Origin of the sequence: Rhodanobacter sp. FW104-R8 (assembly GCF_001617365.1) — a bacterium.
Taxonomy (GTDB): Bacteria; Pseudomonadota; Gammaproteobacteria; order Xanthomonadales; family Rhodanobacteraceae; genus Rhodanobacter.
The window spans coordinates 1-21,248 of the sequence record NZ_LVJR01000105.1 but is presented as its reverse complement, the minus strand read 5'-3'; the positions used below and the strand labels follow the sequence as shown (position 1 = coordinate 21,248).

General features: G+C 68.3%; 23 protein-coding genes and 1 pseudogene. 13 read left to right on the top strand and 11 right to left on the bottom strand.

All coding sequences use genetic code 11. The features are described 5' to 3' along the window. Positions 1-20 precede the first annotated feature (20 nt). Entirely contained in the window at positions 21-287 is a 267-nt protein-coding gene (locus RHOFW104R8_RS13635) for a DksA/TraR family C4-type zinc finger protein (protein ID WP_068095971.1), read from the top strand. A 30-nt stretch (positions 288-317) separates the two neighbouring features. Here RHOFW104R8_RS13635 and RHOFW104R8_RS17895 read toward each other — a convergent pair whose 3' ends face one another. The 5 genes from RHOFW104R8_RS17895 to RHOFW104R8_RS13610 all read right to left on the bottom strand — a co-directional run bounded on the left by RHOFW104R8_RS17895 (position 318) and on the right by RHOFW104R8_RS13610 (position 3,694). After that, complete coding sequence (locus RHOFW104R8_RS17895; protein ID WP_068095973.1) at positions 318-695, bottom strand: hypothetical protein; 378 nt, start codon at positions 693-695, stop codon at positions 318-320. Between the two features lie 18 nt (positions 696-713). Next, on the bottom strand, positions 714-1,655 hold the full coding sequence (locus RHOFW104R8_RS17890) for a hypothetical protein (RefSeq protein WP_235605149.1): 942 nt from the start codon (positions 1,653-1,655) through the stop codon (positions 714-716). Positions 1,656-1,667: 12 nt separating this feature from the next. Then, entirely contained in the window at positions 1,668-2,642 is a 975-nt protein-coding gene (locus RHOFW104R8_RS13620; protein ID WP_082823634.1) for a DMT family transporter, read from the bottom strand. A gap of 65 nt (positions 2,643-2,707) precedes the next feature. Further along, the gene (locus RHOFW104R8_RS13615; protein ID WP_068095977.1) at positions 2,708-3,262 is read right to left on the bottom strand and encodes a tyrosine-protein phosphatase; all 555 of its coding nucleotides are present in this window, start codon (positions 3,260-3,262) and stop codon (positions 2,708-2,710) included. Positions 3,263-3,328: 66 nt separating this feature from the next. After that, a complete protein-coding gene (locus RHOFW104R8_RS13610; RefSeq protein ID WP_068095979.1) occupies positions 3,329-3,694 on the bottom strand; it encodes a VOC family protein in 366 nt (121 codons plus the stop codon). 114 nt (positions 3,695-3,808) lie between these two features. Here RHOFW104R8_RS13610 and RHOFW104R8_RS13605 point away from each other — a divergent pair, with 114 nt between their 5' ends. Then, on the top strand, positions 3,809-4,153 hold the full coding sequence (locus RHOFW104R8_RS13605; protein WP_068096025.1) for a zinc ribbon domain-containing protein YjdM: 345 nt from the start codon (positions 3,809-3,811) through the stop codon (positions 4,151-4,153). Positions 4,154-4,162: 9 nt separating this feature from the next. Here RHOFW104R8_RS13605 and RHOFW104R8_RS13600 read toward each other — a convergent pair whose 3' ends face one another. From RHOFW104R8_RS13600 to RHOFW104R8_RS13590, 3 genes are all read right to left on the bottom strand, one after another. Beyond that, on the bottom strand, positions 4,163-5,488 hold the full coding sequence (locus RHOFW104R8_RS13600; protein WP_153021742.1) for a GGDEF domain-containing protein: 1,326 nt from the start codon (positions 5,486-5,488) through the stop codon (positions 4,163-4,165). 148 nt (positions 5,489-5,636) lie between these two features. Then, on the bottom strand, positions 5,637-6,170 hold the full coding sequence (locus RHOFW104R8_RS13595) for a lipocalin family protein (RefSeq protein WP_068095983.1): 534 nt from the start codon (positions 6,168-6,170) through the stop codon (positions 5,637-5,639). A 75-nt stretch (positions 6,171-6,245) separates the two neighbouring features. After that, positions 6,246-7,886, bottom strand: a complete 1,641-nt coding sequence (locus tag RHOFW104R8_RS13590) for a Na+/H+ antiporter (RefSeq protein WP_068095985.1) — start codon at positions 7,884-7,886, stop codon at positions 6,246-6,248. Positions 7,887-8,023: 137 nt separating this feature from the next. Between RHOFW104R8_RS13590 and RHOFW104R8_RS13585 the strand changes: the two genes are divergently transcribed. Together RHOFW104R8_RS13585 and RHOFW104R8_RS13580 are read left to right on the top strand one after the other, a co-directional pair. Then, positions 8,024-8,950: an ABC transporter ATP-binding protein gene (locus RHOFW104R8_RS13585; protein ID WP_068095987.1), complete on the top strand. Its 927-nt coding sequence runs from the start codon at positions 8,024-8,026 to the stop codon at positions 8,948-8,950. Beyond that, positions 8,947-9,708, top strand: coding sequence for an ABC transporter permease (locus RHOFW104R8_RS13580; protein WP_068095989.1), 762 nt, complete (start codon positions 8,947-8,949; stop codon positions 9,706-9,708). Before RHOFW104R8_RS13585 ends, RHOFW104R8_RS13580 begins: the two co-directional genes overlap by 4 nt. A 293-nt stretch (positions 9,709-10,001) precedes the next feature. On the opposite strand, the gene RHOFW104R8_RS13575 is transcribed toward RHOFW104R8_RS13580, so the two are convergent. Beyond that, positions 10,002-10,499: a hypothetical protein gene (locus RHOFW104R8_RS13575; protein ID WP_068095991.1), complete on the bottom strand. Its 498-nt coding sequence runs from the start codon at positions 10,497-10,499 to the stop codon at positions 10,002-10,004. 280 nt (positions 10,500-10,779) lie between these two features. Between RHOFW104R8_RS13575 and RHOFW104R8_RS13570 the strand changes: the two genes are divergently transcribed. Both RHOFW104R8_RS13570 and thpR read left to right on the top strand, forming a co-directional pair. After that, positions 10,780-11,613 carry a DUF3014 domain-containing protein gene (locus tag RHOFW104R8_RS13570; protein WP_068095993.1) on the top strand — a complete coding sequence of 278 codons (834 nt, stop codon included), beginning with the start codon at positions 10,780-10,782 and terminating at the stop codon, positions 11,611-11,613. Between the two features lie 65 nt (positions 11,614-11,678). Then, positions 11,679-12,278, top strand: coding sequence for an RNA 2',3'-cyclic phosphodiesterase (gene thpR, locus RHOFW104R8_RS13565; RefSeq protein ID WP_235604440.1), 600 nt, complete (start codon positions 11,679-11,681; stop codon positions 12,276-12,278). A gap of 7 nt (positions 12,279-12,285) precedes the next feature. On the opposite strand, the gene RHOFW104R8_RS13560 is transcribed toward thpR, so the two are convergent. Then, positions 12,286-12,741, bottom strand: coding sequence for a cupin domain-containing protein (locus RHOFW104R8_RS13560; RefSeq protein ID WP_068095997.1), 456 nt, complete (start codon positions 12,739-12,741; stop codon positions 12,286-12,288). A gap of 152 nt (positions 12,742-12,893) precedes the next feature. Here RHOFW104R8_RS13560 and RHOFW104R8_RS13555 point away from each other — a divergent pair, with 152 nt between their 5' ends. From RHOFW104R8_RS13555 to RHOFW104R8_RS13525, 7 genes are all read left to right on the top strand, one after another. Beyond that, on the top strand, positions 12,894-14,285 hold the full coding sequence (locus RHOFW104R8_RS13555) for a nodulation protein NfeD (RefSeq protein ID WP_068095999.1): 1,392 nt from the start codon (positions 12,894-12,896) through the stop codon (positions 14,283-14,285). A gap of 167 nt (positions 14,286-14,452) precedes the next feature. Next, a complete protein-coding gene (locus RHOFW104R8_RS13550; RefSeq protein WP_068096001.1) occupies positions 14,453-15,229 on the top strand; it encodes a slipin family protein in 777 nt (258 codons plus the stop codon). A gap of 66 nt (positions 15,230-15,295) precedes the next feature. Next, on the top strand, positions 15,296-16,117 hold the full coding sequence (locus RHOFW104R8_RS13545; protein ID WP_201028766.1) for an SAM-dependent methyltransferase: 822 nt from the start codon (positions 15,296-15,298) through the stop codon (positions 16,115-16,117). 142 nt (positions 16,118-16,259) lie between these two features. Continuing rightward, entirely contained in the window at positions 16,260-16,526 is a 267-nt protein-coding gene (locus tag RHOFW104R8_RS13540) for a hypothetical protein (RefSeq protein ID WP_068096005.1), read from the top strand. A gap of 93 nt (positions 16,527-16,619) precedes the next feature. After that, the gene (locus tag RHOFW104R8_RS13535; RefSeq protein ID WP_068096007.1) at positions 16,620-16,895 is read left to right on the top strand and encodes a hypothetical protein; all 276 of its coding nucleotides are present in this window, start codon (positions 16,620-16,622) and stop codon (positions 16,893-16,895) included. A gap of 98 nt (positions 16,896-16,993) precedes the next feature. Next, complete coding sequence (locus RHOFW104R8_RS13530; RefSeq protein ID WP_343123778.1) at positions 16,994-18,724, top strand: diguanylate cyclase; 1,731 nt, start codon at positions 16,994-16,996, stop codon at positions 18,722-18,724. Positions 18,725-18,935: 211 nt separating this feature from the next. Beyond that, entirely contained in the window at positions 18,936-20,627 is a 1,692-nt protein-coding gene (locus RHOFW104R8_RS13525; protein ID WP_068096011.1) for a M28 family metallopeptidase, read from the top strand. 22 nt (positions 20,628-20,649) lie between these two features. On the opposite strand, the pseudogene RHOFW104R8_RS13520 reads toward RHOFW104R8_RS13525, so the two are convergent. Beyond that, positions 20,650-21,248 (bottom strand): annotated as a pseudogene (locus RHOFW104R8_RS13520) (hypothetical protein); the annotation flags it as partial.

The following is a 21,248-nucleotide window of genomic DNA, read 5'->3' as shown; positions in this document are numbered from 1 at the left end:
CGTCTTGCGGAGGTAGGGCCATGGCAACCGGTTGGGCCGGCGACGGCGCCGTGCAGGACCAGATCGACGCCACCGTCGACGACGCGGTGCAGCGGGCGCGCCAGCAGTTGCGCCAAGGCCCGGGCCTGGCGCATTGCGAGGAATGCGACGCGCCGATTCCCGAAGCGCGGCGCCAGGCCGTGCCCGGCGTGCGCCTGTGCGTGGCCTGCCAGGCAGCGCAGGATGCGGAGCAGCGCAGCGCCAGCCTGTACAACCGCCGCGGCAGCAAGGACAGCCAACTGCGCTGATGCCCGTTCAAGGAGCGTGGTGGGGCCTCGTCACCGGGTGATGGAGATGCGACGCTCACCTAGTGTCCTGCCGCTTGCTTCCCATGCCCGCACTCGGTACTTGCCCGGCCGCAAATAAAGCGCAGCCTGCGCGTGCATGTCCAACAGGGTGTAGCGGTCGGCCGGTGTGGCGTCGTCCGGTTCGTTTGTCAGCCGTGCCTCGATCACGCAGGGACGCGCCCGGGCGCACAGGGCGGTGTCGATGGGCCATGCGTGGCGATCGCGGCGCAGCCAGTTGGGGCGTGGGGCGTCAGTGGTCGATGGCAGGATCACGCTGATGTCATAACGCTGCGGATGGGCGCTCCATGGTTTGCCGTCGCCGCGGCCCAGCAGAACCATGGCCTTGGTCGGATGGAATGCCGCGATCAATTGCCGGTAATTTCGCGGTTAGCGCACAGGGTCGACCCCACGGAACCGGATCTGGTCGATGGACAGGGGATCGAAGCCGCTCAACCGCTTGAGTTCCATCGCCATCGGTCTGACATCGTCCCCCAGCCCGCCGGGTGCCTTGTCGATGTGTGCGTAGCCCGCATGCACGAACAGGCGCGCCGCCGGATCGGCCACGAACACGCGGCGGTACAGGTTATTGGCCTGGCCGGTTTCCCGGACCTGTTGCGCCTTGTCGAAGGACTCGTACGGCACGATCACGAAGCCGAGCCGGATCGCTTCCCGCACGATCTCGCCGTACAGCGGTTCGCGCATGTATTCGCTGCCGCTCACCGTCAGTGGATAACCGCGGCGGGTCAGGCCGGTATCTTTTTCGTCGAGCGCCTCGGCCGCGAAATGGGTGAAACCCAGCGCGCGCAGGCGCGGCAGCAACGCCAGCGTGAGCAGACGGGTGTGCGGATCGTGATGGGCCTCGTTGACCATCACGATGCGACGGTTCGCGGCAAGCCCGACGATGGCATCCACGGCGTTGATTCCCCGCCAGTGCGACGGGGTCGGCATGATCAGGTCGGCAGGGGCCGTATTGGTGAACGGGAAGTCGCTGACGGCAGCCCGGTACAGACCGAGGTTGGCGTCGGCGAAGGCGAGGAATTGGCGCGCCTGCATCTGGTCGTCGACTGAAAGTTGCGGCATCAGGCGATGCAGGTACTGGTAGCGCGCCAGGTCGTTGGGCAGCGGCCGGAGTTCATTGAAGAAGTTGTGTGTCACCGGCTGCGCCGCCTCGGTGGCGATTGCCGTGGGCGCAAGCATCGAGGACAGGCAGAGCAGGGCGGCTGCGAATCGTGTCGGCATGGGTTGGATCACGCGGGCAGGTCCCCATGAAACTACATGCGCAGTTCCGAAGGTGGAAGCCTCACCGTAGTGTCCACCTCGTCCCGCCATCGGACGGCGTGGTTAGCCCGCCGGCTCGCCACTTGCCACGGGCAATTGCCGCCGCTGGCGCGAAAGCTGGTGTTCGCGATGGGCGATGTACAGGCTGGCGCCGATGATGATGGCCGCGCCCGCCGCGGTGTAGCGGTCCACGCCTTCGCCGAAGATCCACCACGCCAGCACCGCCACGATCAGCAGCTGCAGGTAGCTGAATGGGGCCAGCAGCGAGGCGTCGGCCAGGCGCAGCGCGCGGGTCCAGCAGTAGTGCCCGCCGGTGCCGAGCGCGCCGGAGAGCACCAGCCACGGCCAGATATTGGCGTGCGGCCACTGCCACACGGCCAGCGCGGCGGGCAGCGACAGCGGCACCCACAGCGGCACCCACAGCAGGGTGGTCAGCAGCACGATGCGGTCGGCCGGCTCGCTGCCGGTCAGCGACTTGATGCTGATCGTCACCGCGCCGGTCAGCGCCGCCGCCAGCAGGGCGACCAGGCTGCCGGCGGCGAATGCGTCGCTGCCGGGGCGCACGATCACCAGCACGCCGATGAAGCCGGCGACCACCGCGCTCCAGCGGCGCAGGCGCACCACCTCGCCGAGGAACAGCACCGCGCCGATGGTGACGAACAGCGGCGAGGAGTACGACAGCGCCACCGCCTCGGCCAGCGGCAGGTTCACGATCGCCCAGAAGCCGGCCAGCATGCCGCCCATGCCCAGCACGCAGCGCATCACGTAGAAGCCGAAGCGCGGCGTGTGCAGCAGCTGCCAGCCGTGCACGTGCAGCAGCGGCAGCGCGAACAGCGCGCCGAACGTGCTGCGGAAGAAGGTGATCTGGAACGGGTGCAACTGGGCGGAGGCGAAGCGGATCGTCACCGCCATCAGCGCAAAGAAACCGGCGCTGCCCAGCATCAGCAGCACCGCGCGCAGCGGCAGCGGCGTGGAAGCGGGCGGCGATGCGGAGGTCGGGTCCAGGGCCTTGCCGGGGAAACTTGGGGAGGCGCGCATGGTACCCCACTTGCGCCGCGGCTTTCGCGCCGCGTGCGGCGTGCGTACGCTGCCGCCGCCGAACCTCAATGCACGGGCGGCGTCGCGGTGCCGATTGCGCCGTTCGACCATGCCTGCAGCCGCTCGCGCACGGCCGGTTCCAGGCTCTTCAGGCCCCAGCGGCGGCCTTCAGCGACGGCCGCCTTGGCCGGCTGGCCGCCGACCAGCGCGGCGCGCAGCGCGATCATCGCACCCACCCGGTTGCCGCTGGCGCAATGCACCAGGGTCGGCCGCTCGCCGGCATCGCGCAGCAGCCGATCGAACTGCGTGACGTTGGCGCGGGTGAGGTCGGCGGCGCCGCGAATCGGCAGGTTGCGGTAGCCGATGCCGGCCGCACGCACGGCGGCGCCCTCGTCGAAACCCGCCTTCTCGCTGTCCGTGCTGAGGTCGATCACCTGCCGGATGCGGGCATGCCGCAACGTGGCGATGTCGCTCGCCTGCAGGCGTCCGGAGGCGACCCGGTGCGGCGCCGGGAATGCCACGTGGGACAGTCCGGCGAGGGTGGTCTCGGCCGGTGTCGCGGCGAGCGCAACGCCGGCGGCGAGCACGAGGGCGAGCGACAGCAGCAGCGAGCGGAACATTCCGGATGCCTCCAGCCGATGGAAGCGACACGATACCCGAAGCGGGCCGGACGCCGCGCCGGTGTCTCAGGCGGTCGCCGACTCGACGAAGGTGACCATGTTGCCGTCCGGGTCGCATACCGGAGCGAAACGCAGGTAATGGGTCGCCAGCTGCGGTACGGGCACGTCGATCTGCCGGCCCTGCAGATCCTGCAGGATGCCGTCGAGGTCATCGACGATGATGCCCAGCGAGGCGACGCCCCTTTGCCGGCCCGACTCGGCCAGCCCGTCCCGCGAACGTATGCGGACCCGGGTGCAGTCGGCGAGCTGCCATTCCGCGCAGTCGGCGCCCGGGGTGTTGTCGGGCACGCGCCCGAACAGGCGGGCATACCAGGCGCTGGAGGCTGCGAAGTCGCTCGCGGCAACCGTGGCGAGAACCTGGTGGGCATTCATGTCGAGTCTCCGCAATGGCTCGTCGTGTTTATAGCCGCCGACCGATGTCGGTCGTGTGAAGGGTGGCTGGCCCGTATAATTCCGTCCTGCTTGAACGATCGCCAGGATCTGCCGATGTCCGATTTCCCCGCTTGCCCGTCGTGCGCGATGGAGAACACCTATGCCGACGGCGACAGCTGGATCTGCGCCGACTGCGGCCATGAATGGCCGGTGGCGGGTGCCGCGGACGAGGCCGATGCCGCGGTGGTGGTGCGCGACGTCAACGGCAACGTGCTCGGCAGCGGCGACACGGTGACGGTGATCAAGGACCTGAAGGTGAAGGGCTCGTCGATCCCGCTCAAGCAGGGCACGGTGATCCGCAACATCCGCCTGGTCGACGGCGACGCCGAGCACATCGAGGGCAACTCGGACAGGATCAAGGGCCTGGTGCTGAAGACCTGCTACCTGCGCAAGGCCTGACGGCGCCGGCTAGGGCACCTCCTCGCTCATCAGCGCGCAGTTGCCGCCCCGCCGCTTGGCGGCATACATCGTGTCGTCGGCGCGCCGCAGCAGCGTGCGATCGTCCTCGCCGTGCTCGGGGTAGATGGCCATGCCGATGCTCGCCGACATCCGCACGTGCCGGCCGCCCAGCTCGAACGGCTGCGCCAGCGCGGCGAGGATGTCGGCGGCGATCGCGGCGGCATGTCCGGGCCGGCCGATGCCGGGCAGCAGCACCACGAACTCGTCGCCGCCGATGCGGCCGACCGTGTCCGACTCGCGCACGCACCGGCGGATGCGCGCGACGGCTTCGCAAAGCAGCAGGTCGCCGATGTCGTGGCCGTAGCTGTCGTTGACCGACTTGAACCGGTCCAGGTCCAGGTACAGCACGGCCGGCCGCTGGCCGTCGCGACGTGCCTCCGCCAGCGCGGCGCACAGGCGGTCGTGGAACAGTTCGCGGTTGGGCAGGGCGGTGAGCTGGTCGTGCCGTGCGAGGTAGTGCAGCCGCGTTTCGGTCTGCTTGCGCTCGATCGCCGCGGCGACCTGGGTGGAGACGAACTGCAGCAGCGCCTTGTCCTGCTCGGTGTAGCGCACCTCGCCGGAGTAGCTTTGCACCACCAGCGCGCCGATCACGCCGTGCTGGCCGGCGAGCGGCACGCCCAGCCAGTCCAGCAGATCGCGGCCGGCGGGCGGCCGGGCCGGTTCGGCCGATGCCCGCGTATCGGGTGTCAGCAGCAGGGCCTGGCCGCTGCGGATCACCTCGCCGCTGAGCGTGCCCGAGTCCAGCCGGCATGGCGCAGGCGCCTGGTCGCACTGATCGACGAAATAGGGGAAGCTCAGCTCGTCCTTCTTCGCGTCATACAGCGCCACGAAGAAGTTGTTCGCCGGCAGCAGCTTGCCGACGATCTGGTGGATGTGCCGGAACAGCGTCATCAGATCCGCCGCCGAGTGTGCCGCTTCGGAGATCGCATGCAGCGCTACCTGCATCTGTTCGGCGCGCTTGAACTCGGTGATGTCGTGCGCCACCGCGATGCGCACCCCATCCGCCTCCGACCAGCGCGCCGACCACATGATGTGGATCACCCGCCCGTCCTTGCGCACGTAGCGGTTCTGGAAATGCGGCTTGGGCTGGCCGGCCATGATCTCGTTCGCCGCCTGCAGGGTGCGTTCGCGATCGTCGGGATGTACCAGTTCGATCATCGGCCGGCCGATGATCTCTTCCGGCGCATAGCCGAAGATGCGTTCGAACGCGGCGCTGACGAACACGTAGCGTCCCTCGGCATCCACCACGCAGACCGCGTCGAGCAGGAGATCCATCACGTGGCCGATGGGAGGGGCGCCGCCGGATGGGGGCGGGAAAAGCGGTTGGTTCATTCGTGCCCGGGCAGCAATTGGGATGGCGGCGGTACCGGCTGCAGCCTATCCCGATTCCACGCGGAAAATGTCTACGCAGCCGCCCCCGCGGTCAATCCAGCGGGGCTGTGACGATGAGCCGGTCGACCGGGTAGCCGCGCTGGCGTGCGCGTTCCTTGAGGGCGGCAAACAGCCCGTGGTCGAGCGCGGGTCGGCGCGAGAGTATCCACAGGTGCCGGCGGCCGGGACTGCCTACCACCGCCCACTGGTAGTTCGCGTCCACCTCGATCACCCAGTAGTCGGCCCACGCCGCCGGCAGCCAGGTGAGCCAGGCCGGCACGAAGCGCACTTCCAGCGCGGCCGGCTGGCGGCCCTTGATCCGCGCCACGCCGTCGACCGCCATCACGCCCTTGTCGGTGCGGCAGGTATTGTGGATACCGACGGTGCCGTCGGGGTTCGGCGTGTAGGTGGCGGTGACGGCGTCCAGGCACCTGCGTTCGAAGTACATCGGCAGGTGCGCGATCTCGTGCCATCTGCCGCTGTAGCGGGCCAGGTCGAGCGTGGCTACCGGACGGTTGGGCAAGGTGGCCGCGAGCAGCGGCAAGGCGGCCAGCCACATGGCGATCGTCGGCACTGGGCGGAACATGCGGCTCTCCCGGTTGCCGGCGCAGCATGCCGGCGCGCGCGTGGGCGGCTGGTGAACGCCGGGCGCGGCCCGCGCTCAGCGGTAGCGTGCTTCCTGCAGGTCGATCTCGCGCACCAGCCGGCGCGAGACCTCGTCGGAGATGCGGTGGTGGCGCGCCAGTTCGAAGATCGCCTCGCGCTGGCCCTGCAGCGCGGCCAGGCGCAGTTCGCGTTCGGCCAGGTCGGCCTTGCGCAGCTGCCGCGCCTCGTCCTCGCCGGAGGCGTCCTCGTCCAGCCAGTGCTGGTACAGCGCGATCACCCGGGTGGCCGCGCTGGCGTAGGTATCGACGTCGCCGGCCGGGGCCTCGTCCAGCAACCCGCGCCGGGCCTTCTCCACGGCGGCGATCGCGGCCGTGGCGGCGGTGCGGCGCGCCAGGTTTTCCTCCCGCTGCGCGGCCGGCTCCGGCGGCAGTTGCAGGCCTTTCAGCAGCGGCGGCAGGCCGATGCTGGCGGCCAGCAGCGACAGCAGGATCACCGCGGCGGCGAGGAACACCGCCAGCTCGCGCGCGGGGAAAGGCGTGCCGCCGGGCAGCAGCAACGGCAGCGTCATCACGCCGGCCAGGGTGATCGCGCCGCGCACGCCGGCCAGCGACGTAGCCAGCAGCAGTCGCCAGTGCGGCCGGGCCGCCTGGGTGCCGCGATGATGCGCCTTCAGCACGTTGAGCCGCAGCGAGACCCAGACCCAGGCCAGGCGCAGCAGCGCCAGGCCGATGTTGATCGCCAGCGCATACACCAGCAGCCACCACGGGTTGCGATGGCCGCTCTGCGCCACCGACGCCATCGCGCCCTGCAGGCTGGCGGGCAGCTGTTCGCCCAGCAGCACGAACATGATGCCGTTCAGGGCGAACTGCACGGTGTTCCATACCGCCGCGCGCTGCACCCGCGTGGTGGCCAGCAGGCGGCCGCTGAGTTCGACATAGCTCATGGTGATGCCCGCCGCGACCGCGGCGAGGATGCCCGAGGCGGCGACCTGCTCGGCCAGCAGGTAGGCGCCGAACGGGATCAGCAGGCTGATCAGGATCGGCGAACCCGCCTCCTGGCCGAAGTGCCGCGACAGCCAGCGCTGCGCGAAGCTTACCGCCACGGTGAACAGCACGCCCATGCCGAGCCCGGCCAGCGCCACCCACAGGAAGGTCAACGATGCGGACAGCAGCGAGAAGCCGCCGGTCATCGCCGCCGCCACGGCGAAGCGGAAGCAGACCAGGCCGGTCGCGTCGTTGAGCAGCGACTCGCCCTCGAGGATGTGCATCAGCCGCTTCGGGATCGGCACGCGCGCGCTGATCGACGACACCGCCACCGGGTCGGTCGGCGACACGATCGCCGCCAGTGCGAACGCCACCGCCAGCGGCATCGCCGGGATCAGCCAGTGGATCAGGAAGCCGGCGCCGACCACGGTGAACACCACCAGCCCCAGCGCCAGCGCCACGATCGCGCCGCGGTCGCGCAACAGGCCGTCCTTGGGGATGCGCCAGCCGTCAAGGAACAGCAGCGGCGGCAGGAACAGCAGGAAGAAGACGTCCGGGTCCAGCGCCACGCCATGCCGGAACACGCCGGCGATCACTGCGCCCAGCCCGATCTGCACCAGCGGCAGCGGCAGCGAGAACGGCAGCAGCCGCACCAGGTAGCCGCTGCCCACCACGGCAAGCAACATGGCCAGGGTGACTTCGATCGAGTTCATGGGGGGAGGTCCAGGGCGCGTTTTCGACCTTAGCAACACGGTTGCCGTTCCGTCGAGTGGCGGCGCGGCGACATGCGAAAGGCAACATGGCATACCATCGACGCTCTTCGCGGCCGATCCGTTCCCCAGGAGATCGCATGCAGCCGATCATCACCGTCAGGCAGCTCGGCAAGACCTACGCTTCGGGTTTCCATGCGCTCAGGCAAATCGACCTGGAGATCCGCCGGGGCGAGATCTTCGCCCTGCTGGGCCCGAACGGTGCCGGCAAGACCACCCTGATCAGCATCATCTGCGGCATCGTCAACCCCAGCGAGGGTACGGTGCTGGCCGACGGCCACGACGTGGTGCGCGACTACCGCGCGGCGCGCGCGAAGATCGGCCTGGTGCCGCAGGAGCTGACCACCGACGCGTTCGAGACGGTGTGGAACACGGTGAGCTTCAGCCGCGGCTTGTTCGGTCGCGCCGCCAACCCGGCGCATGTCGAGAAGGTGCTGCGGGACCTCTCGCTGTGGGACAAGCGCCACAACAAGCTGATCACCCTGTCCGGCGGCATGAAGCGGCGCGTGATGATTGCCAAGGCGCTGTCGCACGAGCCGCAGATCCTGTTCCTCGACGAGCCCACCGCCGGCGTCGACGTGGAGCTGCGCCGCGACATGTGGGCGATGGTGCGCGCGCTGCGCGCCACCGGCGTCACCATCATCCTCACCACCCACTACATCGAGGAGGCCGAGGAGATGGCCGACCGCATCGGGGTGATCCACAAGGGCGAGCTGATCCTGGTCGAGGACAAGGCCGAGCTGATGAACAAGCTCGGCCGCAAGCAGCTGACCCTGCACCTGCAGAGTCCGCTGGAAAGCATTCCCGCCGCGCTGGCCGGCTACCCGCTGAAACTGTCGGCCGATGGACAGCAGCTGGTCTACACCTTCGACGCGCAGGGCGAGCACACCGGCATCGACGTGTTGCTGCGCCGGCTCGGCGAGGCGGGCATCGACTTCAAGGACCTGCAGACCCGCCAGAGTTCGCTGGAGGACATCTTCGTCAGCCTGGTGAGGGAACGCGCATGAACATCTACGCGATCCGCGCGATCTACCGCTTCGAGATGGCACGCACCTGGCGCACCCTGCTGCAGAGCATCGTCTCGCCGGTGATCTCCACCTCGCTGTACTTCGTGGTGTTCGGCGCGGCGATCGGCTCGCACATGAACGGGATCGACGGGGTCAGCTACGGCGCCTTCATCGTGCCGGGGCTGATCATGCTGTCGCTGTTGACGCAGAGCATCTCCAACGCCTCGTTCGGCATCTACTTCCCGAAATTCGTGGGCACGATCTACGAGATCCTCTCGGCGCCGGTGTCGCCGTTCGAGATCGTCGCCGGCTACGTCGGCGCGGCGGCGAGCAAGTCGATCATCCTGGGCCTGATCATCCTGGCCACCGCGCGGCTGTTCGTGCCGTTCCAGATCGAGCATCCGCTGTGGATGCTGGCGTTCCTGCTGCTCACCGCGGTCACCTTCAGCCTGTTCGGCTTCATCATCGGCATCTGGGCGGACAACTTCGAGAAGCTGCAGCTGGTGCCGCTGCTGGTGGTGACGCCGCTGACCTTCCTCGGCGGCAGCTTCTACTCGATCCGCATGCTGCCGCCGTTCTGGCAGAAGGTCACCCTGTTCAACCCGGTGGTCTACCTGATCAGCGGCTTCCGCTGGAGCTTCTACGGCGTGTCCGACGTCGGCGTGGGCGTCAGCGTGGGGATGACCGCGGTGTTCCTCGCGATCTGCCTTGCCGTGGTGCGGTGGATCTTCCGCAGCGGATACCGGTTGAAGGCCTGAGCGGGTAGGGATGCCCTGATCTATCCAGCGCAGGCGTCACCGGCCCTGTCTGTTCGCAGATTCATGGTGCGCTGACGAAGGCAGGCGTCCGCCTGTCGAGGGGGCGCGCCGCGGAGATGCGGACAGACAGGGCCGGCCCCATAGCTTGAAACACAATGATGGGGTGATATCCAGAAGGCCCGCAGGCGGCAGCGCGCGGCTTGCCAAGGCGGCCAGCCTTGCCTGCGCCACGCACTGCCGCCTGCGAACTTTCCGGATATCATGCCGCCTGCGCTGGATAGATCAGGGCATCCCTAGGTCAGCGCGGTATGCGCGTGGAACGGCAGCGGCGTGGCGCCGGTGCGCGCCACCGCCGGTTCGGCCGCGTCGAGCCGCTCCCTGCTGGCGTCGATCACCACCAGGATGCGTCCTGCCGCGATCTCGTCCCTGAACTTGCGGCTGACCGCATCCGGCACTTCGAAGCCGACGATCTCGCCGATGCAGGTGCCGAACGCCGCGCCGGCGATGGTCATCGCCGCGGCGCCGGCCAGCGTTACGCCCAGCGGCGGCACGGCGACCGCGATCAGCCCCAGCAGCAGGCCGGTGCCGCCGCCGCAGACGCCGCCGCGCACGGCGGCAGGATAGAAATCGTTGCGCCCCAGCATCAGGTGGTCGGGAATCCTTTCCAGCTCGATGTCCTCGCGGGCCACCAGCGAGATGTCGCGGTCGTCGATGCCGGCGGCCCGCGCCGCCGCCATGGCGGTGCGCGCGGCGGTCAGGTCGGGGGTGCTGAAGACGCATCGGGTTTTCATGGCGCGGCCCTCCATCCGGCGTGGCGCCCGCCGTGCGGCCGGTGCCGGTCGGCCCGAGGCCGCGCGGGTCGGGCGGAATTGCACGCCCCATGCTTTAGTCGCCGCGACGTTGCCGGCGCGTGACCGGGTTGTTATCGCCGGAGCGAGGCGAATCGCCGCGTGGATCGCGGCGGCGGTGGCGTCGCACCTGCTACGGTGGCGCGAAGGGGCCGCGGCGCGCGGAACGAATCGCGCGCAGGCGAGTCCATCACGGGTATTCGACGCGCATCGGGAGTGGACCGTGGGCAAGCAGACGGCGACAGGCAGCTGGATCGTGGCGATCATCGTGGTGGCGGCCCTGGTGGCCGCGGGGGTGTATCTGGCGCGCAAGGCCATGCAGGCCGCCGCGCCGTCGCCCGCCGCGCCGGCAGCGTCGGCCTCGGCTTCGTCGCCCGCGCCGGCGACCTCGGCGATCCGCCATCCGATCGGACAGGCCGTGCCGGCCGCGGCCTCGACCGCCGCCTTGCCCGCGCTGGACGACAGCGACGCCAGCGTGGCCGCGGCGCTGATCGCGCTGGCCGGCGGCAGCGACCTCTCCTCGCTGCTGGTAGGCCGGCAGCTGGTCACGCACATCGTCACCACCGTCGACGCGCTGCCGCGCCACGACGGGCTGGGCCAGTTCACCCTGCCGGTGCAGCCGCCGAAGGGCGCGTTCGCGGTCGACCAGGCCGGCGGCGCCAGCGTGCTCGGTGCCGCCAACGCGGCGCGTCACGCGCCGTACATGCGGGTGGTGGATGCGGTCGATCCGCAGGCGCTGGTGGCCTGGTACGTTCACGCCTATCCGCTGTTCCAGCAGGCCTACCGGCAGCTGGGCTACCCCAGGGGCTATTTCAACGACCGCCTGATCGTGGCGATCGACGACATGCTGGCCGCGCCGGAGCCAGCCGAGCCGCCGGCGCTGCGGCGCTCGGACGTGTACTACGTGTACGCTGATCCTGCGCTGGAATCGCTGTCGACGGGGCAGAAGCTGCTGCTGCGCAGCGGCCCCGCCGACGAGGCGCGGATCAAGGCCCGGCTGCGCGCGATCCGCGACCTGCTGATCGGGCAGGCGCTGCCCGGCACGTCGACGCACTGAGGGGCGGGCGGCCCACGCTTGGGCCGCGCACGCCATGCGGGCAGCCGATGACGATGGAATCGAACATGCCCGACCCACCCCAGGCCGACCTGTTCGGCAGCACCGGGGCCGAAGCGGCCCGGCTGCACCGGCTGTTCTTCGCCCTGCTGCCGGATGCGGCGACGCGCGCACGGCTGGCGCAGGTGGCGGCCGCGCTCAAGGCCAGCCATCCCGGCCTGTACGCACGCTGGGTGAACCCGGCGCGTTACCACGCCACGCTGCATTTCCTCGGCGACCATGCGCTGCTGCGGCAGGACGTGGTCACCGCTGCCGTGGCCGCCGCAGGCAAGCTGCGCATGGCGCCGTTCGAGTGGGTGCTGCGCGAGGCGGCCAGTTTCCATGGCCGACAACCGCCGTGCGTCCTGCGCAGTCCGAGTGTGCCCGGGCCGCTGCAACAGCTATGGCAGGATCTGCGCCAAGCGCTGGTGTTGGCCGGGCAGGGCCGCCATGTCGCACGCCACTTCACGCCGCATGTCACGGTCGCCTACAGCCATGGCGTGTTGCTGGATGCCACCCCGGTCGAACCCGTGGCATGGCAGGTCGAACGGCTCGCGCTGGTCCACAGCGTGGTCGGCCAGGCGGACTACCAGGTGCTGGCGGAATGGCCGCTGCAGGCGGTGGCGTAGGGCGCTCTCAGGCGTAGGGCGTCCCGTCCTTGTGCGAGTAGTGATCGGCGCCGGGTTCCAGGCGCAGGTCGATGTCGGAGTAATGGCAGGTGTCGTCGTCGCGGCGGGTGCCGATGTCGAGATAGACGGCTGTTGCTTCGCCGCGGTTGATCAGGTGGTGGCCGTCGGGGAGGTTTTTCGGGAAGGCCGCGGCATCGCCGGCGCACAGCAACTGCTCGCCGGCTCCGGTGACCAGGGTCAGTTCGCCGGTCAGCACGTAGACGAATTCCTCCTCGTGGCTGTGCCAGTGGCGTTGGCTCGACCACGCACCGGGCGGCAGATGCACCAGGTTGACGCCGAAATCGGTCAGCCCGCCGGCACGGCCCAGCGCCTGCCGGATGCGCCCGCTGACGGGCTTCCCGTAAGGCGCCGGATAGTCCGAGCCCTGGCGTTCGGGGACCTTGGCGACATCGATTTTCGGCATGGATTTGTTCCTCGCGGCGGCCGGGCTTCATCCGATGGGGCATTGTGCCTCCGCGGGCCGTCGCCGCGTTGCTCCGCCCGCTGATCGGTTTTTGAACGCCGGCCGCGTTACAGTGGCGGCATCGTCGCTGATGTCTTGCGGAGGTCGGTGGGATGAGGCGTTGGCTGTGGTTGGCCTGGATGGCGGCTCTTTGCACGTTGCCGATGCAGGCGGTGCTTGCCGCCGAACCGGTGGCTGCTGACCGCACGGCAGCCCCTGGCATGGTGGCGCAGATCGCGCTGGACGGCCCGATCGGCCCGGCCGCCGCCGAGTACTTCGACGACGCATCGAAACGCGCCGTGGCCGATGGTGCGGTGGCGATCGTGCTGCGGCTGGACACGCCCGGCGGGCTGTCCGACTCGATGCGGCAGATCATCACCAGCATGCTGGCCTGCGAGGTGCCGGTGCTGGTGTACGTCGCCCCGGGCGGCGCACGGGCGGCTTCGGCTGGAACGTACATCCTGTATGCCGGGCAGGTCGCCGCGATGGCGCCGGCCACGCACCTGGGCGCGGCCACGCCGGTGCAGCTGGGCGGCGCCACACCGATGCCGCTGCCGAAGACCGGCGAGCAGCCGGCGCCGGCGGGTTCCGCCGCGAAAGACGAGGCGGCAGCAGGCGACGACGCCGAGTCGCACAAGGTCATGAACGATGCGATCGCCTATATCCGTTCGCTGGCGCAGTTGCGCGGGCGCAACGCGCAGTGGGCCGAACAGGCGGTGCGCGGCGCGGCCACGCTGACCGCCAGCGAGGCCGCGCAGCAGCATGTGATCGACTTCGTGGCGGCGGACGTGGCCGACCTGCTGGCCAGGGCGGACGGGCGCAAGGTGCAGGTACGCGATCGCGACGTCACGCTGCGGCTCAAGGGTGTGTCCGTGCACGAGTATGCGCCCGGTGCGCGCACGCGCTTCCTGGCGATCATCACCAATCCCACCATCGCCTATCTGTTGCTGCTGGCCGGCATCTTCGGCTTGCTGCTGGAAGCGATGCATCCCGGCGCGATGCTGCCGGGCATCGCCGGCGGCATCTGCCTGCTGGTGGGCCTGTACGCGCTGCAGCTGCTGCCGGTGAACTACGCCGGACTGGCCTTGATGGCGCTGGGCGTCGGCTTGCTGGTGGCCGAGGCGGTCAATCCCAGCGTGGGTGCGTTTGGTGCCGGCGGACTGGTGTCGTTCGTGGTGGGCTCGGTGATGCTGATGAATACGGGCGTGCCCGGCTATGCCGTCAATCTCGGCGTCATCGCCGGCATTGCGTTATGTGCAGCGGGGTTGCTGGCCTTGATCGTGTGGCTGGTGTTCCGTTCGCGCCGTGCCCATCAGGTGACCGGCGATGCGGCGATGCTGATGGACACCGGCGAACTGCTGGAGCCGGTGAGCGCCGGCGGCGAGGCCTGGATGATAGTGCGCGGCGAGCGCTGGCGAGCGCGCTGCGATACCGCGCTACCCGCCGGAACGTCGGTGCGGATCGTGCGTCGGCAGGGACTGCTGCTGTGGGTCGAGCCGCTGTGATTTTGTAGGGCGGGCATTGCCCGCCGGCTTCTGCTTCCCGCGGTGATCCGAGGAGGCGGAGCGAGAGCGGCGGGCAGTGCCCGCCCTGCTTTCGGATGTTCGGGTTGGTGACGTGGTGGAGTGGAGCGGCGAAGGCGGCTTCAAAATTCGGTTCACGGGAGAGTGTCATGTTCGGATTCGTCGGTGTACTGATCATTCTCGGCGCGTTGCTGCTGTTCTCCGCAGTGAAGATCCTGCCGGAGTACCAGCGCGGGGTGATCCTGACCCTGGGCCGCTACACCGGCACCAAGGGGCCCGGGCTGGTGCTGCTGGTGCCGTTCGTGCAGCGGATGATCCGCGTCGACCTGCGCGTGACCGTGATGGACGTGCCGCCGCAGGACGTGATCTCGCGCGACAACGTCTCGGTGCGCGTGAATGCGGTGGTCTACTTCCGCGTGGTGGAGCCGGACAAATCCGTGCTGCAGGTGGAGAACTTCCTGCAGGCGACCAGCCAGCTGGCGCAGACCCGGCTGCGCTCGGTGCTGGGCCAGCACGAGCTGGACGAGATCCTGTCGCAGCGTGATTCGATCAACCACACCTTGCAGACCATCCTCGACGAGGCCACCGATCCGTGGGGGATCAAGGTTGCCAACGTGGAGATCAAGGACGTCGACCTCAACGAGACCATGGTGCGCGCGATCGCCCGCCAGGCCGAGGCCGAGCGCGAGCGCCGCGCCAAGGTGATCCATGCCGAAGGCGAGATGCAGGCCGCCGAGAAGCTGCGCGACGCCGCCGCCATGCTGTCGCAGCAGCCGCAGGCCTTGCAGCTACGCTACCTGCAGACGCTGGCCGACATGTCCAACAACGGCAAGTCCTCCACCATCGTGTTCCCGCTGCCGCTGGACCTGATCCGGCCGCTGGTGGAGGCGTTCCCGGCAAAGCCCGGCCCGGTCCCGGACCGCTGAACTGGCGCCGCCGTCCAGGGCCGATGAATAATGCCGTTCACCCCCTTGCCGCGACGAGCGATCACCATGGATGCAGCACGTTCACCCGGAAGCCTGGTTTGCGTGGGCCTCGGCATGACCTTGGGCTCGCACCTCGGCCCGCTGGCACGCAGCCACATCGAACAGGCGGACGTGGTGTTTGCCGGGCTATCCGACGGCATCGTCGAGCTGTGGCTGAACAAGATGCATGCGGACGTGCGCAGCCTGCAGCCGTACTACCGCGAGGGCAAGTCGCGCATGAAGACCTATCGCGAGATGGTCGATGCCATCCTCACCGAGGTGCGTGCGGGCAAGCGGGTGTGCGGGGTGTTCTACGGCCATCCCGGCGTGTTCGCCTGGGCGCCGCACAAGTCGATCGAGGTGGCCCGCAGCGAAGGCTACCCCGCGCACATGGAGCCGGGCATTTCCGCCGAGGACTGCCTTTACGCGGACCTCGGCATCGACCCCGGCCGCTACGGTTGCCAGCACTTCGAGGCCAGCCAGCTGCTGTTCTACCGGCGCCGGATCGACCCGACCGCCTACCTGATCTTGTGGCAGGTGGGCCTGGTCGGCGACCAGTCGCTGGCCCGTTTCTCCACCGGGCCGGCCTACCGCGAGCTGCTGGTCGAGGTACTGAGGCGCGACTACCCGCCGGACCACGAGCTCACCATCTACCGCGGCGCCACCCTGCCGATCCAGCCGCCGCAGATCCGGCGGATCCGCCTGGGCGACCTGCCGCAGGCGGAAATCGGCATGGAGGACACCGTGGTGTTGCCGCCGGCCGGCCCGCTGCAACCCGACGCGGAAATGCGGGCGCGGCTGGATGCGCTGGACGAGGCGGAAATCAGGCCGGAGTTGGGCATTCTGTGAACGGGTAGGCAAGCGGGCAAGGGCGTAAATCCTAGGCTGGATCCGCGCAGGTCGAGGCCCCGGTACCGGAGCAGGGTATTTCATTCCGGGAACTCGGCGAGCTGCGCCAATCCATTCCATCGAATATCCCGGGAGATACGCCATGTCGAATATCGTCGATTTTCTTGAGACCGTCGGGCAGAACGCCAGTTTGCGTTATGCTTCTAACGGGGAAATGCAGCGCATGCTTGCGGATACCCGGATCGATCCCGAAGTGCGCGATGCCGTGCTGGCGAAGGATCAGGCACGACTGACGGCACTGGCGGGGGCAAGGAACGTTTGTTGCATGCTGGTGCCTGCTATGGTGCAGTCCGACCGGGATTCGGGCACGGGCGAAGACGACGGGTATTACCACCAACGGCGTGCCTGAGACAGGAAGGATTCGCTGGCGGACTGCGCACGAGGAATCTCGACTCTCTCGGGTGTGCTGTTTTAGCCAACACCAACCGAGGGGGAACTGCACGTGTCAGACGTCATCGGATTTCTTGATCAAGTTGGTCAGGATGCGCGGCTGGGCCGCGGAACAGGGGGTGAGTTCGAGCTTGCGCTGACTTCGGCGGGTTTCGATCCTCAAATCCAGGATGCCATTCGCACAGGGAGCCAGGCGCGACTGGAGGCTTTGCTGGGCATGGCTCCAGCTGTCGGATTCCTGGCACCTGGCGAGGAGCAGGAGGATGATGCCGAGGAAGCGCCTTCGCGCGATGACGAGGAAGAGGCCCCGGAGTTAGGGACCCGCTGAGTCGTTGGGTCAGGGCAATGCGCACATCCGGCAGACGACATGGAGTGGTAATCGCTGGACTTGTCCTGCTAGGGATGCTGTTGGCGACGGGTGCGGCCTTGGCGGCCGTACCCGTCGTTGCGGGTGACGTTTCGGTACTACTCAGGCACGCAGACAGCATCAAGCTTTCCGATCCGGGAGAGTTCCAGCAGATCCTCGATCGACTGGACAGCGACAGCGCCGCGTTGGCGCCGGATCAGGTCGATTATCTGCGCTATCTCCAGGCGTGGCGAGCTGCTTATCACGGCGATTACCAGACCTCCGACACCATGGTCGATGAACTGCTGGAGAGGTCCAACAGCGACACCGTCCTCTTCCGGGCAAAGGTGTTGAAGGTCAATACCCTGGCGGAGCGGTCGCGTTACGAGGAGGCATTCCAACTGGAAAGCCAACTCCTCGCCCAGTTGCCGGAAATTACCGATCCGGACGCTCGCGGGCAAGCCCTCGTCATCGCGGCTTATCTGTATGAGGAAGCAGGGCAGTACGACTTGGCCTTCGAATATGCCGACCAGGTATTCAAGGAAAGTACCGGCCCATATAGCTGCAAGGCCGAGCACGCCAGGTTGGCCGCGCTCTACAAGAGCGGCAGGCTGGAAGGCATCGACGAGCAATTCCGCAAGGGCGTCGAAATTTGCACGGAGGCGAAGGACCCTGTCTACGGCAACGGCATCAGGTTCTACATGGCCAGCCTGGCGCTCCAGCGCGGCCATGCCGACGAGGCCATTCGCCTGCTGGAGGGCAATTACGCCACCGTCACGCGCAGCAACTATCAGATGCTGATCTCCGAGTTCGATGCCTTGCTGGCCGAGGCATACATGAATACGGGCCAGTTGACGCAGGCGAAACGGTTCGCTCTTCAGGTTATCGAGCAGAGCATGCGCAACGAGTACGCGGAGTCGCTCAGCATCGCCTATCGCGTTCTGTACCTGATCGAAAAGCATCAGGGCCACCTGGACAAAGCCCTCGCCTATCACGAGCAGTACATGCTGGCCAACAAAGGCTACTTGAGCGCAGTGAACGCGCGGGCGCTTGCCTACCAGACCGTGCAGCAGCAGCTGGCCGCCAAGAAGCTGCAGATCGACACTCTCAGCAAGCAGAATGAAATCCTGCGGTTGGAGCAGAGCCTCGACCGGAAGGCCACCGAAACCAGCCGGCTGTACATCATCCTGCTGGCCACGGTGCTGGCCTTCATCGCCTTCTGGACCTACCGCATCAAACGCTCCCAGCTGCGCTTCATGCGGCTGGCGCGGCGGGACGGACTTACGGACATATTCAATCGGCAGCATTTTGTCAGTGAGGCCGAGCAGCAATTGCAGTACTGCCGGAAGTCAGGTCGGGAGGCCTGCCTGGTGCTGATCGACCTGGATCACTTCAAGGCCGTCAACGATACCTACGGACATGCGGTTGGCGATCGCGTCCTGAAACGCGCCGTGGCGGCCTGCCAGGCGCATCTGCGCTCCACCGATATCCTCGGCCGCCTGGGGGGTGAGGAGTTCGGCATCGTATTGCCGGAGTGCACGCTCGATCAGGTGCTGGACCGGGCTGAGCGGATCCGGCTGGCGATCGTGGAGGTGGTCCGTGGCGATGCTGTTGACGATATTTGCGTCTCGGCCAGCTTCGGCGTGGCCAGCACCACGCGTTCCGGCCATGAATTGCGCCAGTTGCTGATCCACGCCGACGATGCGCTGTACCAGGCCAAGCGCGAGGGTCGCAACCGGGTCAGCGTGAGCGACGGTCGCGCAAAACCGCGTCTGAACGCTGTTGGTGCGGCAACCGAAGAGGTGCAGTGACAGCTCCTGTCGCTTGTCTGCCGCCCTGCGCAGCTCAATGTCGTGCGGACGCATGATGGCCTGCCGCCCTGGCGATGGCGGCGGCATCGTGATGGCACCGTGGCGCCTGGCGTTTGCCGCCTCACGGCGATCGCGGGTGAGGCATGCCGCATGGACAGCCGGGCAGGCGCGCGCTACAAAGGTGGTCGATTCCAGCGCTGGGAGCGTTTCGATGCGTTTGAAGATTTCCGTCTTGCTGGCTGTTCTGGGCCTGGCCGTGTTTCCGCTGCAGGCAGCAGCGGCCGAACCGGACATGGCGCGGGCGCCGTCGATCAACGCCGCCGATTTCGCGCGCTTCGACCAGGCACTCAGCTCCGACGCGTTCGGCGGGCGCAAACCCGGCACGATCGGCGCGCAGCGCACCACCGATTTCCTGGTGGCCGAGTTCGAACGGATGGGCTTGCAGCCGGGCAACCACGGCTCGTGGTACCAGACCGTGCCGGCCGATTCCACCTTGCTGCTGAATACCGACGTCACCCTGGACGTCACCGCCCGCGGCAAGCCGCTGAAGCTGGCGTACCGCACCGACATGGTGGCGCAGACCCTGCAGGCGAAACCCGAGATCGCGCTGAAGGATTCGCCGGTGGTGTTCCTCGGCTACGGCGCGGATGCGCCCGCCTGGCACTGGAACGACTACCGGGATGTCGACGTGAAGGGCAAGACGGTGATCGTGCTGGTCAACGACCCCGGCTTCGCCAGCCGCGACCCGAAGCTGTTCAACGGCCGCGCGATGACCTGGTACGGCCGCTGGCCGTACAAGTATGCGGAGGCCGCGCTGCAGGGTGCCGCTGCCTGCTTCATCGTGCATACCAGCGACGCCGCGGCCGGCTATCCGTGGAGCGTGCTGCAGAACGGCGCGGTCGGGCCGCAGCTGAGCCTGCCGGCCAGTGTCGATCCGTCGCCGCGGTTGCCGGTGGCCGGCTGGCTGACGCGCGATGCGGCCACCCGGCTGTTCGCCGCCGCCGGTCTCGATTTCGCTGAACTCGAACGGGCCGCAGCGAAGCCAGGCTTCGAGCCGGTGCCGTTGCACGCGACGGCCTCCATCACCCTGCACAACCAGATCGGCCATATCGAATCGAAGAACGTGGTGGCGATGGTCGAGGGCAGCGACAAGCCCGATGAGGTGGTGGTCTATACCGCGCACTGGGATCATCTGGGCACCGACCCGACCCGCAAGGGCCACCAGGTCTATGCCGGCGCGATCGACAACGGCACCGGCCTGAGCATGCTGCTGGAGATCGCCGGCGCGTTCGCGCACCAGGCGCGGCCGCCCGAGCGCAGCGTGCTGTTCTTCATGCCGACGCTGGAGGAATCGGGCCTGCTCGGTTCGCAGTACTACGCGGCGAAGCCGGTGTTTCCGCTCGATCGCACGGTGGCCGACATCGCCGTCGACGCGTTGCCGGTGATCGGCCCCGCGCGCGACATGACGGTGATCGGCAAGGGCCAGTCCGAACTGGAGGACATGCTCGCCGGCGTGTTGCACAGGCAGGGTCGGGTGATCTCGCCGGAGACCACGCCGGAGAACGGCTTCTACTTCCGCTCCGATCATTTCAATTTCGCCCGGGCCGGCGTGCCGGCGATGCTGGCCAGTTCGGGCCTCGATCTGCTCGATGGCGGCAGGGCCGCCGGCCAGAAGGCGGCCGACGACTATACGGCGCACCGCTACCACACGACGAACGACGTGTTCGACCCGCACTGGAACCTGCAGGGCATCCTCGAGGATACCCAGGCGCTGTACGAGCTGGGCCGGCACCTCAGCCATGCGGGGGTGTGGCCGCAGTGGTACGCCGGCAACCCGTTCAAGGCCGTGCGCGATGCCATGATGAAGCCGCCGTCGAAGCCGGCCGCGCCGCCGTCGAAATGACCGGGCGGGTTCGGCGCCGGCCTCAGGGTTTCGCCGGCGGCGTATCCAGCTTGTCGAAGTTCACGATGGCGTTGAACACCAGCGGATAGCTGCCGATCGTCTCGCCGCGCCAGATCGGGTTGCTGGCGAACAGCAGCACGTGGCCCTTGCCGTAGCGGGCGTCGACCACGGCGGCACGCTCGGCCATCTCCTCGCCGCCGTCGAGCAGGCCGGCAATCAGCAGGTTCTTCGCGTCGGCGTAGCGCAGGATCACCCGCGGGCGCTGGTCGGCCGGGATCACCCACGGGTTATTGCGCATCTGCTCGGCGTTCAGCGGCAGCGGCTGCCACGGCTTGACGTCGGGCAGGGGAGCGGCGGCGACCGAGGCGCGGCCCTCGGGCGCGTCCGTGTCGTGCGGGCCGCCGCGTCCGGTCGGGCGCTGGAAATCCTTCGCGGTCGGCAGGCCCTTGTCGCCGGTGACCAGGTTGGACACGCTGAACGACTGGCCGGCCGCGCTGTACAGCGCCAGTTCGTCGCGGTCGTAGCCGGCGGCGATCGGGCTGCGGCGGTCGGCGAACTTCGCCTGCAGCACGCTGCCGACGACCTTCAGCCTGGTGCTCGGGGTAACGAACACGCCGGGCG

Bases quoted from the DNA above. Each gene is read 5' to 3' on its own strand.
- RHOFW104R8_RS13635 (WP_068095971.1), top strand. From the start codon at position 21: ATGGCAACCGGTTGGGCCGGCGACGGCGCCGTGCAGGACCAGATCGAC.
- RHOFW104R8_RS17890 (WP_235605149.1), bottom strand. From the start codon at position 1,655: ATGGCGGGACGAGGTGGACACTACGGTGAGGCTTCCACCTTCGGAACT.
- RHOFW104R8_RS13620 (WP_082823634.1), bottom strand. From the start codon at position 2,642: ATGCGCGCCTCCCCAAGTTTCCCCGGCAAGGCCCTGGACCCGACCTCC.
- RHOFW104R8_RS13615 (WP_068095977.1), bottom strand. From the start codon at position 3,262: ATGTTCCGCTCGCTGCTGCTGTCGCTCGCCCTCGTGCTCGCCGCCGGC.
- RHOFW104R8_RS13610 (WP_068095979.1), bottom strand. From the start codon at position 3,694: ATGAATGCCCACCAGGTTCTCGCCACGGTTGCCGCGAGCGACTTCGCA.
- RHOFW104R8_RS13605 (WP_068096025.1), top strand. From the start codon at position 3,809: ATGTCCGATTTCCCCGCTTGCCCGTCGTGCGCGATGGAGAACACCTAT.
- RHOFW104R8_RS13600 (WP_153021742.1), bottom strand. From the start codon at position 5,488: ATGGATCTCCTGCTCGACGCGGTCTGCGTGGTGGATGCCGAGGGACGC.
- RHOFW104R8_RS13595 (WP_068095983.1), bottom strand. From the start codon at position 6,170: ATGTTCCGCCCAGTGCCGACGATCGCCATGTGGCTGGCCGCCTTGCCG.
- RHOFW104R8_RS13590 (WP_068095985.1), bottom strand. From the start codon at position 7,886: ATGAACTCGATCGAAGTCACCCTGGCCATGTTGCTTGCCGTGGTGGGC.
- RHOFW104R8_RS13585 (WP_068095987.1), top strand. From the start codon at position 8,024: ATGCAGCCGATCATCACCGTCAGGCAGCTCGGCAAGACCTACGCTTCG.
- RHOFW104R8_RS13580 (WP_068095989.1), top strand. From the start codon at position 8,947: ATGAACATCTACGCGATCCGCGCGATCTACCGCTTCGAGATGGCACGC.
- RHOFW104R8_RS13575 (WP_068095991.1), bottom strand. From the start codon at position 10,499: ATGAAAACCCGATGCGTCTTCAGCACCCCCGACCTGACCGCCGCGCGC.
- thpR (WP_235604440.1), top strand. From the start codon at position 11,679: ATGCCCGACCCACCCCAGGCCGACCTGTTCGGCAGCACCGGGGCCGAA.
- RHOFW104R8_RS13560 (WP_068095997.1), bottom strand. From the start codon at position 12,741: ATGCCGAAAATCGATGTCGCCAAGGTCCCCGAACGCCAGGGCTCGGAC.
- RHOFW104R8_RS13555 (WP_068095999.1), top strand. From the start codon at position 12,894: ATGAGGCGTTGGCTGTGGTTGGCCTGGATGGCGGCTCTTTGCACGTTG.
- RHOFW104R8_RS13550 (WP_068096001.1), top strand. From the start codon at position 14,453: ATGTTCGGATTCGTCGGTGTACTGATCATTCTCGGCGCGTTGCTGCTG.
- RHOFW104R8_RS13545 (WP_201028766.1), top strand. From the start codon at position 15,296: ATGGATGCAGCACGTTCACCCGGAAGCCTGGTTTGCGTGGGCCTCGGC.
- RHOFW104R8_RS13540 (WP_068096005.1), top strand. From the start codon at position 16,260: ATGTCGAATATCGTCGATTTTCTTGAGACCGTCGGGCAGAACGCCAGT.
- RHOFW104R8_RS13525 (WP_068096011.1), top strand. From the start codon at position 18,936: ATGCGTTTGAAGATTTCCGTCTTGCTGGCTGTTCTGGGCCTGGCCGTG.